This is a genomic window from Streptomyces sp. RFCAC02 (genome assembly GCF_004193175.1).
In the GTDB taxonomy this organism is placed as follows: Bacteria; Actinomycetota; Actinomycetes; order Streptomycetales; family Streptomycetaceae; genus Streptomyces.
In genome coordinates this window covers 1,823,682-1,839,323 of the sequence record NZ_SAUH01000001.1, presented here as the reverse complement: position 1 = coordinate 1,839,323, position 15,642 = coordinate 1,823,682, and the positions used below count along the sequence as shown (strand labels likewise).

The following is a 15,642-nucleotide window of genomic DNA, read 5'->3' as shown; positions in this document are numbered from 1 at the left end:
CCATACCTACTTCGCCTTGGGCGCCCACTCCTGCGCGAATGTCTCCATCTGCTTGAGGACCAGGTCGACGGCCTTGTATTCCCCCTTCGGGGGGTAGTCGAACTTCGCGAGCACGCGGCGGATGCGGGAGCGAAGCTTGGCTCGGACAGGTTCCCGGGAAAGCCAGTCGACGGACAGGTTCTCCCGGATGTCCTTCACGAGCGCGCGGGCGATCCGGGCGAGGGTGTCGTCCCCGCCCGCGATGAGCTTGGCCATGTCGCGGTGGGCGACAGCGTCGTAGAAGGCAAGCTCGGCGTGGCTAAGGGGCGGGTCGAATCTCTCACCGCGACGGGCCTCAGCGGAGATGTCCGCTGCCATCACGGCCAGCTCAGCAATTACCTGGGCGCTAGTGAGCTGCTGGAGCATGTAGCGTCTCATCAGGTCGTCCAGGCGCTTGGCAAAGCTCTCGTAACGGACGATGTTGTGCTTGGTGACCTCGCGCATCTTCTGCTGGATCAGGCGCCGTAGAGCCTCAGCGACGAGGTGCGGGGTCTCAGAGTTCTCCAGCTTACGCAGCTGGGCCTCGTTGAGGTGAGTGATGTCGAGCTTTCCTATGCCGGCCTGTTCGTACAGGTCGGTGATGTCGTCGGCGTCGACGACGGAGGCGGCGAGCTGCTTGAGGTAAAGCTGGACCTCCGCGGAGAGCGGCTCGCCCTTCGCCTCCCGGTCGGCGGCGTCGAGCTTGACCATCCAGGCGCGGACCTCGGTGAAGAAAGCGATGTCGCGCCGCCAGTCCTCCAGGTCCTCACAGCGTTCGACGATTTCTCGGCTCATGGAGCAGATCCGGTAGTAGCGCTCCAGGCGGTAGGCGCTCTCCTTGAACTTCGTGGACAACGGCTTAGCGTCGCCCTTCACCTGATTGCCGGGGGTCCTTGGGTCGCGGAGATAGTTGGAAACTAGCCGCAGGGCGCGCTTGCGGGGCTCCGGGTGCGTGGTGTCGGCGAGAAATTCCTTCCAGCGGCTGCCGGCCAGAAGCCCCTTGATCTCGTTGAGTTCGTTCTTGACGTGGGTGATCGCTCGCTCGATGTCTGCGCCGAGCGTCTGATCCTCCTGGTCGCTAGGCGAGTATTCGCCGATCGCCTTCGTGAGGTGGTCGGTGAGCGGGGCGTAGCCGACGAGGAGGCCGTCCTGCTTGCCGCGGAAGCGACGGTTGACGCGGGCGAGGGCCTGCATGAGGTTCGCGCCCTGCATCGGGCGGTCCATGTAGAGGGTGTGGATAGGCGGAGCGTCGTACCCGGTGAGCAGCATCGAGTGGACGATGAGCAGCTCGAGGGCGTCGTCGGGGTCCTTGGCGCGCTTCTGAACGATCTTCTGCTGGGACTTGCGCAGGCCATGCTTGCGAAGGAATTCGCAATCGGTAGGGTCGCTGTGGAAGACGATCTTCATGACGCCCTCGTCGACCTTGTCGCTCGCCCAGTCGGTGCGCCGCTCGGCGAGGGCGTCGTACAGCCGTACGCAGATCTCGCGGGTGGCGCAGACGACCATCGCCTTGCCGGGGCCGCCGATCTGCGGCTTCATGAGCTCGCGGCGCTGCTCCCAGTGTGCGATCAGGTCGTCGGCGAGGGTCGCTATCCGGTCGTCCGCGCCGTACACCGTGGTCATGGTGGCGGCGTACTGCACCGCCCGGCGGCGCTCGGCGTCATCCATGCCCTCGGTCAGCGCGTTGGCCTGCTCGTCGAGTGCGTCGGGGTCGAGACCGGGCGAGAGGGAGACGTCGATGACCCGCGGCTCGTGGTAGACGCGCACGGTGGCGTCGTCGTCCACGGCCCGCTTGAGGTCGTAGATGTCGATGTACTCGCCGAACACCGCCCGGGTGTCCGCCTCCGCTTTAGAGATGGGGGTGCCAGTGAAGGCGATAAGCGTGGCGTACGGAAGTGCGTCACGCAGGTGACGGGCGTACCCGTCGAGGCTGTCGTAGTGGGAGCGGTGCGCTTCATCGACGATGACCAGGATGTTGCGGCGCTCGGAGAGCTGGGGATGACCGCCGCCGGTGGCCTTCTCCTCCGGGGTGAGCCCGAACTTCTGCAGCGTCGTGAAGATGATCCCGCCGGTGCGCCGACTCGACAGCTCGGTGCGCAGTTCCTCGCGCGTGGTCACCTGGAGGGGTGCCTGGCGGAGGAGGGTCGTGCTGTCCTGGAACGTCTCGTACAGCTGGTCGTCGAGGTCGTTGCGGTCAGTGACCACGACGATGGTCGGATTGTTCAGCGCCGGGTGTCGGGAGACCAGCGCGGAGGTCTCCACCATCTCCTCGGACTTGCCGGCGCCCTGCGTGTGCCAGACCACGCCGGCCTGACCGTTGCTGCGGGACGCCTCGACGATCGCGTTCACAGCCTTGGTGACGGCGAAGTACTGGTGCGGCTTGGCGATCCGCTTGCTGGTCGGCGTGAAATTGACGAAGTTGGCCGTCAGGGAGAGAAAACGGGGGTGGGTGAACAGCCCGTAGAGGGCGAGGTTCAACGCCTCCAGGCCGTCGTAGTCGGGGGCATTGGTGTCGACGCGCTTGCCGTCCTCGTCCACGTTCCACGGGGCGAAGTGCTCGTACGGCGTGAAGACGGTGCCGTACTTCGCGGTGATGCCGTCCGAGACGAGGCACAGGACGTTGTAGCGGAACGCGATCGGGAACTCGGCAACGTACGTCTGGATCTGCGCGTGCGCGTCCTTGAGCGTCGCGTTCTCGGCGGCGGCGCTCTTCAGTTCGACGACGGCCAGCGGAAGACCGTTGATGTAGAGGACGACGTCGAAGCGGCGGTGGCCGCCGTTGTTGTCCCGCAGGGTGACCTGCTTGACGACAAAGTATGTGTTCGCGTCAGCGTTGTTGAAGTCGACGAGGCGGACGGTCGGGCTCTGCTCAGCGCCGAAGTCGTCGGTGTACGTGAGGCGGATGCCGGAGACCATGTAGGCGTGCGCCTGCTTGTTCTCCGGGTACGCCTCCGCGGACCTCACGTCGGTCGCGATGCGAAGAGCGTCACGGACGGCCTTGGGCGGCAGCTCGGGGTTGAGCCGCTCGATGGCCCCCCTGAGCTCGTCGTGCAGGACCAGGTCGTCCCAGTCCACCCGGTGCCCGGTTCCGGGAGCGATGTCCTCGCTCTCCTTCACCTCCCAGGCGAGCTCGGCAAGCTGTTCCATGGCCAAGCTCTCCCACGTGGCCTCGGTCATCTTGCCGTCGCGCTTCGCGCGGTCGCTCGTCATACGGCGTCCTCCACGATCTGCTCCGCGTCACGGACGCGGAGCTTGCCGGACATGAGTTGGGGGAGCAGGGTGTCGCGGAGAGCAACAAGAGCGCGATTCTCCGCAGACGCCTGAGCAGCTCGCTGATGGAGTGAATCAGCAATCCGCGCGAATTCGACGAGCCCCTCGCCGCTTGGAAGCCTAATCGGCATTGCCTTGAAGTTCTTGCGACTCAACTCCAAGAAAGTCGAACCATTGGCCAGGCTGATCATCTCGTCCACGCGAGATCGCATCTCATGCAGCAGCCACCATCGCATTTCGCTACTCGGGGGCAGCACCACAATGAACCCCTGGTTCGCAGCAGCGGGAATCTGAGGCAGAGCAAATGCTCCAATCGTTGCTCGTGACGTCATGAAGATTGAGTGCGCTGGATACAACTGCGACGCACAGTTATCCAGCCCAGCCGCAGTAATCGTCCGACTGGTCTCGAACAGATACGGCGAGGACAGTGCGGTCACATCCGAGGGTGTCGCCCACGCGATCCCACCGCTCCAATAATCCTCGGCCTTGGTGCTGGGCGTACCGCCGCCGACGACAGCTGCAACGGAACCGAAAGTTTCGGCACCGAAGTCCAGCCCCTGGGCGGCGCGGTTGAACTGGACATCAGCAAGCTCCAGACTCTTTTCCGCGACGCGCTCGTTGGCCGCAATCTTGTCGTCCAGCCCCCCAAGCACCGTACCGATCTGCTTCTGGACATCAAGAGAAGGAATGACAGGAATTGGGAGAGTTCGAACTTGCGCAACTCGCAGATGAGGAACTGTCGAACCAGACGCGTGAGCATGGAGTGTGGCCTGCACCTCGTCGCTGAGAAGGAGGTAATGCAGGAATCGCGAATCCGCTACCGCAGCGTCAGCGCGTAGGAGCATTGTCCTCTGGCCGAGGCAGACCTTCATGCCCTCCTCGACTCTTCCCACGCGACCAACAGGGGCTTCCCTTGTCAAAACGATGTCGCCTGCACGTGGCACAGCGCGGGCCGTCCAGGTTTCAAATGTCTCCTGAGTCACCCGCTTTGCATCCTGAAGGCGAATACGTCCGTCGACAATATGGGGGGTGCCGATAGCGAAGGCGATTCCCTCACCTTGCGACGCCTCGGGTGGCGTGCGGTTCTTGCAGTCGACAATCAGTTCACAAAGGCCCTCCAAAATACGCTTGGTCACGCGATCCTCCCCAGCTGCTCGCGCACCACAGCGTCCAGCCTCGCGGACTCGTCAAGCGCGGCAAAAAGTTCCTTCGTCAGGCGTTCGACGCGTTCCTCCACCGGCTCCGCATTTGGATCTTCCTCGGCCTCTGCCGCGCCGACATAACGCCCCGGCGTGAGCACGTGATCGTGCTTAGCAATCTCCTCCAGCGAGGCGCTGTAGCAGTAGCCGGGTACGTCCTCGTACGAGAGTTCCTTCTCCTTTGCGGACTTAGTGCCGCGCCACGCGTGATAGGTGTCGGAGATCTTCTCCAGGTCCTCGTCCGTGAGGATGCGCTCCGTGCGGTCGATCATCGTGCCCATCGCCCGGGCGTCGATGAACAACACCTGGCTGCGCCGGTCCTCCATCGCCTTGGCACCCTGCGGGGTCTTGTCCTTCGTGAGGAACCACAGGCACGCCGGGATCGCCGTCGTCCGGAACAGGTTGCCCGGGAGCGCGATCATGCAGGCGACCAGGTCGGCTTCGACCAGCGCTGCGCGGATCTCGCCCTCTCCAGACTGCTTGGAGGACATGGAGCCGTTCGCCAGGACAACGCCGGCCGAACCCCGGTCACCCAGCTTCGACACGATGTGCTGAAGCCAGGCGTAGTTGGCGTTCGACTGCGGCGGGGCGCCGAACTTCCAGCGCGGGTCGTCGGCCTTGCGTTCCCAGTCGGACATGTTGAACGGCGGATTGGCCATGACGAAGTCGGCCTTGAGATCGGCCAGCTTGTCGTCCGCGAAGGTGTCGCCCCAGCGGTCGCCGACGCCCTTGGGGTCCATGCCGTGGATGGCGAGGTTCATCTTCGCCAGACGCCACGTGCGCTCGTTGGCCTCCTGGCCGTACACAGCGATGTCGTGACTGTGGTCGCGGCCGCGCCGCTTGGTGACGAACTTGCCGGACTGGACGAACATGCCGCCCGAGCCGCAGGCCGGGTCATAAACACGGCCCTCGTACGGCTCCAGAACCTCCACGATGAGGCACACCACGCTCGCCGGGGTGTAGAACTCGCCCGCGCGCTTGCCCTCGGCTCTCGCGAACTTCTCCAAAAAATACTCGTAGACCTCGCCGAGCACGTCCTGTGCCGGCCGGTCGCCGTGCCCGGTGAAGCGAGCGTCGCTGATCAGGTCGACGAGCTGCTTCAGCCGACTCTGGTCGACGTTGTCGCGGTTGAAGATCTTCGGGAGGACGCCGGTGAGGGCCTTGTTGGCCTTCATCACCTCGTCCATCGCGTCGTCGAGGAGCTTGCCGACGCCGCCCTCCGCGCTGGCCGCGTTCTCGGCGATGTAGTCCCAGCGGGCTGTCTGCGGCACCCAGAAGACGTCCTTCTTGGTGTACTCGTCGCGCTCCTCCAGGAAGGCGCCGCGGCGGTGCTCAGGGATCTCCGCGAGCTCGGGGTCGGCGGCCAGCTCGGCACGCCGCTCCGCGAAGGCGTCGGAGACGTACTTCAGGAAGACCAGGCCGAGGACGAACTCCTTGTACTGGGCGGCATCCATGGAGCCGCGGAGCTTGTCGGCAGCCTTCCACAGGATGTCCTGGATCTCCTTGGTGCTGGAGACGACGGGCAGTTCGCCCTGACCGGCGGTGGCTCGCTTGCGCGGGGGCATCGTTCCTTCTTCCTGGTTCCTTGATGGCGTCGGTTTTCGGAAGTGCAACAGGGTTACAGCTTGGAGCGATTCGGGGCGGCTTCGTCGATTGTGAGCGTGCCGTCGGCCAGCCCGGCGATTGTCAGCCGTTTCGCCTCGTCGAGGGCATCGACTTGGGCCTGCAGCAGCTGTCCGCGCCGTTCCGTCTCCAACAGGAGCGCGTCGAAGCGCTCGACGTCGTCCGGTTCGAGGTCAGGTAGCTGGTAGTCCTCGATTCGGCGGGGGCGCACGGCACTCGGGCTGCGCCTGGTTGCACGAGCGGCACGGAGTAGCGCGGCCAGCACGCGCGGCGTCAAAGGCCGTTCACCCTCACCGCGAACACGCAGTACACGCGCTGGGAAGGTGACGACCTTGAAGCCCTCGTGGTCAACGTAGAGCCCGAGTTCGGGGGCCACCGTGTAGACGAGGTCGCCGGGCTCGGTGAGTGCTACGTGGTCGTACTTCGCGGCCAGTACGAGCCGGTCGATCCGGCGGGCGCCGATCGGACTGAACCCGGTGATCTCCTCCGGGCCGATCACGGCGTGGTGGCCTGCACCACTGATGTCCGTCTCATCGACACGGTGGCCCTTGAGCTTCGTCACCCGCCGCTGCTTGATCAGTGCTCCCAGAGTCGTTCGCTCCGGCAGGCGACCCATGCGTCGCTGGACGCGCCCCCGGAACGGGCCGTGCTGCTCGCCATAGGCCCGGGCTTCCTCAGCGACGCGCTCCAGTCGGGTCTCGGCCTCGGCGATCAACGCGGGACGCTCCATGACCGTGCGCGCCAGGATCTGGGAGGCCGGCGGGCCCGGAGGCGTGAGCGGGCCTCCGAACGCCCTGTCCAATTCGGCGACGCGTGCGACTCGCCCGTAGCGGGGGTCATGACCGCCGAGCCCCTGGAAGCCCTCCGCCCGCCACAGCAGGACGTCCTCGGCGAGACGAGCACTCACGCGCTCAGTGAGCGCCTCCGCGCTGATGTCGACGAGAAGGACGTACCCCTCCGCTTCCGAAACCGGCTCACGCGTGAGGATCCAGAGGGCCGGCCGATACGCGGGCCGATAGGGCAGGGTGCCGGCAGGCAGGGAGATGACAGCTTCGACGAGGTTGCGCCGCAACAGGGCCGAACGCAGTTTGGAATCCTCGGTGCCCGTCAGTGCGTCGACAAGGGCATCGGCGGGGCCGAGCACGATGGCGGTGCATCCAGGTCCGAGCAGGTCTGCAATCCGCTCCACGTCTGCCAGCGCGCTCAGCACGGACCGGTCCTCGCCAGGGCGATACGGGAGTTGCGTGACGACGATCTGTGGGTCGGCGAGCCTTTCCTCCAGATCCGTGCCGGTCTGCACGTCGAGTGCGAACTCGTCGATGCCGGCCAGCAGGAGGCGACGGCGAACGATCCGGGCCAGACGCTCGTCGGGGTCTGCTGCCAAGGCAGTGATGCTCTCCGGTTCCTCCGCCTCGCGAATGAGAGCCGCCAGGACGTCTCCTGCCCTGGCGTACGGGTCGGCCAGCGTGACTCGCTCACCTCGCCTGAGGCGGGGGCGCAGGTCCGCGAGCTGTACCAGGAGGTTCAGGAGCTCTGGGGTCAGAGCATCGGCAGCAAGCGTGGTGGCGCCGAGCCGCGAGCGAGAGGCAAGAAGCCACTCGTAAGCTCCTCGCTCACCGTAGGCGGCCTCAATCATGTCCTCGGCGAGGCGTGCGAGCGGAACGGCGTCCTTGCCTGTGGCCTGAAGCTCTCGCAGGAGGAACTCGTCGTCCGGGTCGATGCGCTCAGCGCGGCGCATGATCGCGTCCCACAGTCGCTGGGGTGCCGTCGCTTCCTCCCTGTTCTCCCCGGCCAAGGGTTGCTCATCGAGGTACCGCAGAGAGAGCAGTGCGCCAACGGTGTCGACCGTACGCAGCGCATCAGAGCGGTCCGCATGTGCGGCCAGGCTGTAAAGCACGAGTTCGGCGCGCAGCTGAGCCGGATCCGCATTCCCGAGCCCCATGGCGAGGAGCCACCGCGCGATCTCCTCGCCATCGAACTGAACACGGCCGGCCATCTCGGCCAGGGGCGCCGGAAAGTCCGTGTAGCGTCGGCGCCACGTCGATACGACCGGCCGTTTGACCTGTGCCAACGCGGCGATCTCGGGCATCGAGAGCAAGGGGCTAGCCGCGGCACCGGCGGCAGGGCCGCGAAAGAGCGCATCCGTCACGGCGTTCCCTCCTCTCAGTCGATAGGCGGCGGTGTTGCCGGACCCTGACACCAGATGGTGCGGTGGATTCGGGGATTTCCCACACCCTAGAGCACAGCCTGAGCTCGATACCTCCCATCTCTTGATAACCCTGGTTATCAAAACTTCACTATTCAGTTCCCTCGCCGCCCCGCCACTCTCGGAGCGCATCGCCTCAGTCGTCAGACAGGCGGCATCGGCCACCACCCCGTGTGGCTGATCGACTCCATGCCGAGAGGGATCCACCGATGACCATCACCATGCCGACCGCCGCCGTCGAGGGCATCCAGCTGACTGTGACCCCGTTCCGCCCGGACGCCGTGATCGCGACCATGGGGCTGCCGACCCTGCTGCAGCTCGTCCCCTCGCCGAAGGCGGAGGAGGACAAGCGCGCCCTGAAGTACGCCTCGGGCACCGTGCGCCGGCACGCCGAGGTGCGCGGGCTGGTCCAGCGGATGCTGAAGGCGACGCAGAAGGGGCGGAATGTCACCTCGTACGCCTCCTACATCGCCACCGGCATCAGCGGCGGCCACGGCGCCGCCTGGTCCACGCCGCCGATCACGCTGTGGCTCGACGGCCACCCGGCCGCGGTCGGCGACGAACTGATCGCGGGCACGGGCATCCGCACCATCACGGTGCTGCCCGGCTCGCCCGTCGTCGCCATCGACGGGGAGACGCAGGTCACGGCATGGCACGAGCTGTACGACAACCCGGAGCGGTTCGGAACGACGTACGAGAAGCTCGGCCAGGTCCGGGTGCCCTTCGAGCTGTACTTCGGGCTCACCGTCGAGGACGCCCGGCAGATCTTCTACGACCGCAACGTCGAGGGCGTGCCGGTGGCCAAGAACCTGGCGATGTCGATGGACCAGCGGGACATCGGCACCCAGATCGCGCACCGGATCTCAGAGACGGTGAAGGTCGAGCACGACGGGAAGGTCATCCCGTTCAGCAAGCTGGTGCAGGGCCGCAAGCGCCAGCTGACCAAGGCCGACCCGGAGCTCGTGACGCTCTCCGCACTGCGGGTCCTGGTGATCACGGCGCTGCACGGGCGGAGCGGACTCGGCCTGTCCTCGGCGACGGTCCACGAGGGCGACCTGCCGGAGGGCGTGAGTACCGAGCAGGCCGAGCGCGAGCTCGTCCCGATGCTGTCCCAGGTGATCTCGGCGCTCTTCCCGCACTTCGCGGCGCGCGGCGCCGTCTCGGCCCCCGCCGTGCTGGCCGGCCTCGGAATCGCCGCCCACCAGGCGACCAGCTGGGCGAACGGTGGCAGCCGGCTCAACGTCGAGGAACTGCTGCGGCTGCTGGAGCCGGTGCGTTTCGAGCGCGAGGCCCGCTACTGGGACGGCGTGGCCGCCAGCGCCAACGCGGCCGGTGTCCTGAACTTCGGTGGCGGCGCCAAGGACTCCGGCGGCCGGGTCGCCGACGCGCTGCTCGGGCCCGACACGGACTTCGGACGCAAGATCCGCGGCTGGTAGTCCGCCCCCTCCCTCTTGCTGTCTACGGGGCCCGGTGTGGCTACCGGGCCCCGGTCCGCCCAGCACTTCACCTCTGGAGAGAACTGACCATGAGCACTCAGCACCCGCCGCAGCCCTCCCCCGACAGCTGGGGGCCCGGACCCGCTCAGCCGCTCCCCATCACGAAGCCCACCCGCCGCAAGGCGTGGCTGACCCACGGCGCCACGGCCATCGTCGCTCTGCTGATCGGCACCGAGATCGGGGCGAACGGCAACGACACGGGGAACCCGCCCACCGCGTCCGAGAAGCCCCAGGCAGTCGAGACGACGACCCCGACGACCGAGCCGGAGCCGACATCCCCCGCACCGGAGACGACCGAGGCGAAGCCCGCTTCCCGGCACCGGAGACGACCGCGTCCGAGCCGACGCCCACCAAGGACCCCGGTCCGGCCAGCACCTTCGCCGGCGACGGGGAGTACCTGGTCGGCGAGGACATCGCACCGGGCACCTACAAGACCGCGGGACCGGACGACGACTTCGGCTGCTACTGGGCCCGGCTCAAGAACGCGAGCGGCGAGTTCGACGCGATCATCGCCAACAACAACCTGAACGGCCCGGGCCGCGTGACCTTGAAGAAGGGCGAGTACTTCCAGACCCAGCGCTGCCAGGAATGGGTCAAGAGCGGCTGATCCGGCTGCGAGCCCCTGTTCGCCCCCCATAGATGAGAGGAGAAGTCGGATGGGCCGACGCTCACCGCTCGCGCGCGCCTGCAGCCCGCGCCCGACGCGCAGCCCTCAGGGTGTACGCGTGCACGACCAGGTCAAGCCCGTGACCGGCCCGATCGTGGTGGCCACGGACGCATCCGTCGCCTCAGAGCTTGCGAGCTGCGGCTACGTGGCGACCACCGGCCACCGCGGAGTACGGGCACACCTGCACCCGCAGCGGCTCACCCAGTCCTCCACCCGATTCGTCGTCCATGAGCTCCGGGCTGTCTACTGGGGGCTGAACGCGGTCCTCCCCATCGCACCCGGCCGCCCGGTGGAGGTGCGCTGCGACAGCCTCGGCGCTCTACACTTCCTCGTCCGATGGGCGCGGGGCGGATCAGACATGCCCGCCGGCTACGACACCGAGCTGCGCTCTGAGGGGCGAACCCCCACCCTCCTCAAGCCCCAGATGATCGCCGAATACACGCCCGGCCTCACCTTCGTCCACGAGGAGGCGCACGTCGGCGACCCTCTCAACGAGCCCGCCGACTCTTTGGCCAAACTCGGGCTCCGCTGCCTGCGAGGCATCGTCCCTGCATCCGAAGTCTCCCGGCTCGTACCCCTCTGGGCGACCAACGCTCTCGACGCCTACGTCCGGTCCACGAGGTCGTCGTCCCGTCCCGCGCCAGCAGCCCCTGAAGCCGGCGCACGAGATCCAGCGACAATCGCGAGGCACGGTGAAGGGGGCTTGGACAAGGGCGAATTCCGTGACGCGAGATGAACTGCCGAGTGCCCTGTCAGCGCTGCACAGGGCGCAGATAGGAAAGCTACGGAAACGCTTGCCGTGGACCTCGCGACGTCACCGGCGAGCCACGCCTCTCACTCGTCTGGTCTCCCCCAGTCCACGACACGGAGCCCGGCTCGTATGAGCAGGTCGGCACTGAGTGAGGGGCCTCGTCGTTTTCAGACCGTGGGATGACCGATCAATTCATGCAGTGAGTCGCATTTCTTCGAACTCGGCGTGGGCTTCCCGAGGGGGCCTGTATCCTATCGCCGAGTGAAGTCTCCTGTGATTGTACCAGTGTTCTATGTATCTGGTGATATCTCTCCGGGCCGCTTCGCGAGTTGGATACGTCACGCGGGATGCTCGTTCGTTCTTGAGGACGCCGAAGAAGGATTCCGCCATCGAGTTGTCGTAACAGATGCCGGTCCGGCCGGCTGACCTTCGTAGGCCGAACTTCCGCAGAACCGTGGAGAACTCCGCGGACATGTAGTTGCTGCCGCGGTCCGAGTGGAATATCGCGTTTCGTTCCAGGTGTCTGTTCCGTGCAGCGTTGCGTATCGCCCGGGATATGAGCGGAGTCTGATAGTGGTCGTCCATCGCATATCCGATGACTTCTTTGGTGCAGCAGTCGATGACGGTCGCCAGATATAGCCAGCCCTCGCCGGTGGGCACATAAGTTATGTCGCCGACGAGCTTCTTGCCCGGGGCGTCAGCAGTGAAGTCCCGCCCGACGAGGTCGGGAACCACAGCAGGGGCAGCCTGCGTGGGAGACCACCGCTTCGGGCGCGGCTGGCAGGGGCGCAGGCCCAAGTCACGCATCAGCTGGCGGATGAGCTCTGGGCCGGCGGCGACGCCCCAGCGTGTCAGCTGGGCGTGGACGCGCCGGTATCCGTATGTACTGTCGGACATCTCGAAAGCTTTTCGGATGAGGACTTCCAGTCCCTCGCGACGCTGGAACGTTGCGGAATCGGGACGCCTCCGCCAGTCGTAGTAGCCACACTTTGTGACGCCGAGCCGATCACAGACGAACTTGACGGGATAGGCATACTCCGCGGTCTCGAGTCGCATCGTTTCGATGAACTCGTACTTGCTTGCTGCCGAGGATCCTTCGCGAAGTATGCAGCGCATTTTTTAGGAAGCTATTTTCCGTCTCAAGCTCTCGGTTGCGGCGTTCGAGCTCCTTCAGGCGAGCTCTCTAGTCGATCCCGAGCTCTGGCCGCGGATCCGCTATTCCAGCTTTCGTGCCGGCGCACCCAGGACCTCAGGGTCTCGGCATTGATGCCGAGTTCGCGGGCGGTGTGGGAGATGGGCCGGTTTGACTTCAGCACGAGTTGCACGGCTTCCTCGCGGAACTCCGGTGAGTACTTGCTGGGTGGTGCCACTTTCTTACCTTCTTGTCGCCTTCAAGGGATACATCCTATTGGGTCCCTGTCCGTAGACTTCGAGGCACCTCAGTGGACCTGGGCGGGTGCGGGCCGTTTCATAGGTAAGCGCTCGCGAAACAGTCGCCCGTCCGGCGGTCCACCTGCGGCGATCCAATTCACTGCGGCTGCAACCGCGTTGGCTGATGAGGGAAGCCGTCATTTGGCCGCGGCGGACTGCTCCGTGCGGTGAAGGTGCTCGACGATCGCCAGCGCAGCTTGCTGGCTGGCGTCGGACAGATGAGACGCACGCCGTGTGATGTCGCGGACCGTTCCGGTCTTCAAGGCGCTCATGAGCTCCGGGTCTCCGGCGATCTCGTCTAGGAGGTGCCTCTGGTCCTCGGCCAGTCGTCGCAAGCGCAGGGCCAACTCCTGAAGATCCTTGCCGCCGAAGCTTTCCAGCAGTTGGACCTTGCCGAGCAGTCCTTGAATGGTGGCCAGATCGGCAGTGCTGTCACCCACCCCTTGGACTTTGATCGATCGCACTCCGCTGCGTCCGAGTGCGTGCAGCAGTTCCAGTTCTGCTTCCAGCTGCTCGAAGTCGGCGTCGTCATCGGCGAGGTAGGCGACCGGGACCTTGAAATACTGTGCCAGCGCTCGCAGGTGGTGCAGCTTAGGATTTGTGGTCCTGCCGGTCACCAGTTCCCAGAAGTAGGGACCGGAGATGGAGACTCCGGTGCTATCGACGATCTGGCGTGCGGTGATTTCGTACGATGGCGGCAGCTCTCCTCGGGGCACCTTCATTTCGCGGAGTAGCTGCAGCTTCTCCGCCAGGGTGCGCGGTCTCGTTCGTGCGCTGTCACGCTCTTTCGCTGGCATCGGCTCCGCTCCTTCCTCGCGCAAGGTGTCCGGGCTCTGAGCGCAGCCTATCGCCGGTGTCGGGGCGCCACTGGCCAGCTGAGGTTACTCCCGGCTACGAGGGGTTCGGCGTGGTGCGGCGTCAACCGGATCGCGCCAAGCGCGCCGCGCGCGCAGATATGCCCACACGGCGCCGAGCCCCGCGACGGCCAGCATCTGCAGACCTTTGAGGAAGCCTTCGGGGGAGTTGGCCGTGTTTCCCGCGCCGAGGATGCCGATGATGACAAGCGCGTAAGGAAGTAGCAGGAGGACCGCTCGGCCGGCTCGAACGGGATTCATGGGATTCTCCCCAATCGCGAGAGGCGGACTCAATTCGGTATCCACCTTCAAGCCGTTGGGTGCTGAGGGGTGAGGCCGAGAGTTCTAATTCACTCGGAAGAGGGACGTGCTCTCTCGGTGGTTGAGTGTCCCCCTCAGATAGTGCTTGTGCCGCCGGCTCCGGGGAAGCCGGGTTCCGCCCAGCCACGGTAGTTGAGCTGCCAGAGGCCGTCGGTGAGCTGATGGCGAGGGACGATGGCGATGCGGCCTTCGCCCGGGTGGATATCAAGGATGTCGTTGGAGGCGACCTGGTCGTCACCGAGGTAGAGCGCGACATGACCGGCGGACTGCCCGGTGTCGTAGAAGAGGAGAGCGCCGGGCGGCGGTGAGTTGTCTCCAGGATGGGTCAGTCCGGCTTCCACCAGCCGGTCCCAGTGCGCGTTGGCCGTGTGAGAGCCGCTGTTGCGGTAGCCGTACGCCTGGGCAACGAACTGGTCGCACATGCGGTACCAGCCTGTCTGGTCGACCGCCCGGCGGGCGGCGTTGACCGCCTCGGCGGGGGAGCGGGGGTTGTCGACATCGAAGACCTCCGGGCCGTCTCGACCCGCGCAGCTGTCCAACACCGAGGGCGACACGGGGCCGTCCCACGCGCTGGACACGAGATCGCGTGCCGCTTCCTCCCATCGGGCGTAGTCGTCGGGGTGATCGCTGCGCTGGACGCTCTGAGCGACTTCTGTCAGCGGTCGGTTCTCCCAGTCGGGAACCGACAGGAGGGCGTCGTAGAAGCGGTTCGACGAGTAGACCGGGTCAGTCAACTGTGCTCGGGAGCCCCAACCCTGGCTGGGGCGCTGCTGGAAGAGACCCATGGAGTCACGGTCGCCGTGCTCGAGGTTCTTCAGGCTGGACTCCTGGATGGCTGTCGCGACGGCGATCACAGCCGCTCGCGGCGGCAGGGCGCGCGTTTCTGCGACCTCGGTGATGATCCCGGCGTTCCGGCGCTGGGTCTCACTCCAATGCTGGGACTCTCCGCTGCCGTCCGTTCCGGCGCCGGCGGCCGACTGTGGGCTCGGCGTGCACGTCTCCGCGCGCGAAAGCGCGGCGCCGCTCGTGACGAGGAAGAGGCATGGAGCCAGCACCACCAGGCCCGCACCGAGGATGACAGGGACGGCTTTGCGCATGGTGCTCGAACCACCTCGACCTAAACGTTCGTGAATCGCTGCCGGTGAGTAGAGCAGTCCGAGCAAGCGCAGTCGCCGTGGTTCCTGCCTCTTTGCCCCGATCGGCGGATGGTCGTTCGGCTTCCGGAGGTACGCGCCTGCTCGGGAGGCCGGTCCGGAGCGGCCGGTGTCACGGGGACATCCGTGGTCGCCCTGACCTGGTGCTTTGTGTCGTCCGACACGTGTCGCCCACCCCGGCATTCTTCGTTGTCGCCGCGGCCGCCCGACGCGCCGGAAGTTGTAAACACTTGTTGTCACCGTGTCGTAGCCGTACGTTACGGCTGTCCGAGCCGGCATCCGGCCAGCTCCACGAAGGAGAGAAGGAGGAGTGGAGATGTTGGTTTCGCACCAACTCGTGGTGCTGGCCTCCAACGGAGGCATTGAGAGTCTCGTGGACGGGGTGTCCCCCGATTGGGGGCCGTTCGCCGCGCTCGGGTCCACGGCTCGGACGGTCGTCCAGGTGATCATGGCCGGCGTCGTCATGGCGCTGCTCGGCCGGGCTGCGATGGGCGCCTTCCACATCAAGGTCGGCGAGGGACAGCACGACGTGGCCCAAGTATCGAAAGGCAAGAAGGAGGTCGGCAGTTCGCTGATCGGAGCCTTCGTCGTCGCCTCCCTCGCCACCGTCTTCACGATCGTCTATGGAATGGGAATCTGACGTGGCGCGACT

General features: G+C 65.9%; 10 protein-coding genes and 1 pseudogene. 4 read left to right on the top strand and 7 right to left on the bottom strand.

Translation table 11 applies throughout. The features are described 5' to 3' along the window. Positions 1-6 precede the first annotated feature (6 nt). Genes EMA09_RS08420 through EMA09_RS08405 form a run of 4 tightly spaced genes read right to left on the bottom strand, consistent with a single transcriptional unit; the run spans position 7 to position 8,259 of the window. Positions 7-3,228, bottom strand: coding sequence for a type I restriction endonuclease subunit R (locus EMA09_RS08420; protein ID WP_129840393.1), 3,222 nt, complete (start codon positions 3,226-3,228; stop codon positions 7-9). Next, on the bottom strand, positions 3,225-4,424 hold the full coding sequence (locus EMA09_RS08415) for a restriction endonuclease subunit S (protein ID WP_129840391.1): 1,200 nt from the start codon (positions 4,422-4,424) through the stop codon (positions 3,225-3,227). The genes EMA09_RS08420 and EMA09_RS08415 overlap by 4 nt, the downstream gene beginning before the upstream one ends. Beyond that, positions 4,421-6,052, bottom strand: coding sequence for a class I SAM-dependent DNA methyltransferase (locus EMA09_RS08410; RefSeq protein WP_129840389.1), 1,632 nt, complete (start codon positions 6,050-6,052; stop codon positions 4,421-4,423). The genes EMA09_RS08415 and EMA09_RS08410 overlap by 4 nt, the downstream gene beginning before the upstream one ends. A 53-nt stretch (positions 6,053-6,105) precedes the next feature. Continuing rightward, complete coding sequence (locus EMA09_RS08405; protein ID WP_206305923.1) at positions 6,106-8,259, bottom strand: hypothetical protein; 2,154 nt, start codon at positions 8,257-8,259, stop codon at positions 6,106-6,108. A 266-nt stretch (positions 8,260-8,525) separates the two neighbouring features. Between EMA09_RS08405 and EMA09_RS08400 the strand changes: the two genes are divergently transcribed. The 3 genes from EMA09_RS08400 (at position 8,526) to EMA09_RS08390 (ending at position 11,215) form a co-directional block, all read left to right on the top strand. After that, a complete protein-coding gene (locus tag EMA09_RS08400) occupies positions 8,526-9,752 on the top strand; it encodes a DNA sulfur modification protein DndB (protein WP_129840387.1) in 1,227 nt (408 codons plus the stop codon). A 184-nt stretch (positions 9,753-9,936) separates the two neighbouring features. Then, complete coding sequence (locus EMA09_RS08395) at positions 9,937-10,419, top strand: hypothetical protein (protein WP_129840385.1); 483 nt, start codon at positions 9,937-9,939, stop codon at positions 10,417-10,419. 118 nt (positions 10,420-10,537) lie between these two features. Beyond that, positions 10,538-11,215 carry a hypothetical protein gene (locus EMA09_RS08390; RefSeq protein WP_129840384.1) on the top strand — a complete coding sequence of 226 codons (678 nt, stop codon included), beginning with the start codon at positions 10,538-10,540 and terminating at the stop codon, positions 11,213-11,215. Between the two features lie 207 nt (positions 11,216-11,422). Here EMA09_RS08390 and EMA09_RS08385 read toward each other — a convergent pair. The 3 genes and pseudogenes from EMA09_RS08385 to EMA09_RS28900 all read right to left on the bottom strand — a co-directional run bounded on the left by EMA09_RS08385 (position 11,423) and on the right by EMA09_RS28900 (position 14,933). Continuing rightward, positions 11,423-12,600 (bottom strand): annotated as a pseudogene (locus EMA09_RS08385) (IS3 family transposase). Positions 12,601-12,798: 198 nt separating this feature from the next. Then, positions 12,799-13,458, bottom strand: a complete 660-nt coding sequence (locus tag EMA09_RS08380; RefSeq protein WP_129840382.1) for a hypothetical protein — start codon at positions 13,456-13,458, stop codon at positions 12,799-12,801. A gap of 452 nt (positions 13,459-13,910) precedes the next feature. Further along, on the bottom strand, positions 13,911-14,933 hold the full coding sequence (locus EMA09_RS28900) for a C40 family peptidase (protein ID WP_240796302.1): 1,023 nt from the start codon (positions 14,931-14,933) through the stop codon (positions 13,911-13,913). Positions 14,934-15,306: 373 nt separating this feature from the next. On the opposite strand from EMA09_RS28900, the gene EMA09_RS28895 reads away from it, so the two are divergent. Next, positions 15,307-15,630, top strand: a complete 324-nt coding sequence (locus tag EMA09_RS28895) for a hypothetical protein (RefSeq protein WP_240796301.1) — start codon at positions 15,307-15,309, stop codon at positions 15,628-15,630. The last annotated feature ends 12 nt before the right edge of the window (positions 15,631-15,642 follow it).

Excerpts from the sequence above, each read along its gene's own strand:
- EMA09_RS08420 (WP_129840393.1), bottom strand. The coding sequence starts at position 3,228 with ATGACGAGCGACCGCGCGAAGCGCGACGGCAAGATGACCGAGGCCACG.
- EMA09_RS08410 (WP_129840389.1), bottom strand. The coding sequence starts at position 6,052 with ATGCCCCCGCGCAAGCGAGCCACCGCCGGTCAGGGCGAACTGCCCGTC.
- EMA09_RS08400 (WP_129840387.1), top strand. The coding sequence starts at position 8,526 with ATGACCATCACCATGCCGACCGCCGCCGTCGAGGGCATCCAGCTGACT.
- EMA09_RS08380 (WP_129840382.1), bottom strand. The coding sequence starts at position 13,458 with ATGCCAGCGAAAGAGCGTGACAGCGCACGAACGAGACCGCGCACCCTG.
- EMA09_RS28900 (WP_240796302.1), bottom strand. The coding sequence starts at position 14,933 with ATGCGCAAAGCCGTCCCTGTCATCCTCGGTGCGGGCCTGGTGGTGCTG.
- EMA09_RS28895 (WP_240796301.1), top strand. The coding sequence starts at position 15,307 with ATGTTGGTTTCGCACCAACTCGTGGTGCTGGCCTCCAACGGAGGCATT.